The sequence below is a fragment of the Leptospira chreensis genome (assembly GCF_016919165.1).
Classification (GTDB): domain Bacteria; phylum Spirochaetota; class Leptospiria; order Leptospirales; family Leptospiraceae; genus Leptospira_A; species Leptospira_A chreensis.
Genome location: NZ_JAFFPS010000022.1, coordinates 1 through 486 on the forward strand (window position 1 = coordinate 1; position 486 = coordinate 486).

The following is a 486-nucleotide window of genomic DNA, read 5'->3' on the forward strand; positions in this document are numbered from 1 at the left end:
TGATAAGTTTGATAAGCAATATTAAGTTTTTGAGCAATTTGCTTTTGACTCAAACCTTGTTTTTCTCTACTTTTCTTAAGCCAGATAGCGAAAGAGACATTTTTTTCAGGAGTAATGAATTTGATATCTTTTCCTTTTAATTTTGAAGGTTCAGGAATGTTTAATTTTCTAGAATCGATAGATTCTAAATAACCAGTTAAAGCTTCTTGAGCATTTAAGATAGCTTCGTTTTCATTGTCTCCAAAAGTGAAACATCCTGGTAAATCAGGAAATTCAACATTATAAACTTTATCTTTTGTACTGTATTTAATAATAGCTGGATAAGATATTTTCATTTTAGACCTGCCTGTTTAAGTATTGCGTTCATAGTTCCAGTTGGAATGTCTCGATTACTATGAACAGGAACCGAGAGAGTTTTGTCTTTTTTCTTAAGTATATGGTGTGATCCAGTGATTCTATCTAATTCCCAACCATCTTTCTTTAGAA

2 protein-coding genes are annotated in these 486 nt (G+C 30.9%); both read right to left on the reverse strand.

What is annotated here, in order from left to right:
• A partial coding sequence (locus JWG41_RS06660) for a type II toxin-antitoxin system HicB family antitoxin (protein ID WP_205269156.1) occupies positions 1 to 335 on the reverse strand: 335 nt, incomplete at its 3' end.
• A partial coding sequence (locus JWG41_RS06665) for a type II toxin-antitoxin system HicA family toxin (RefSeq protein WP_205269157.1) occupies positions 332 to 486 on the reverse strand: 155 nt, incomplete at its 5' end. The genes JWG41_RS06660 and JWG41_RS06665, both read right to left, overlap by 4 nt.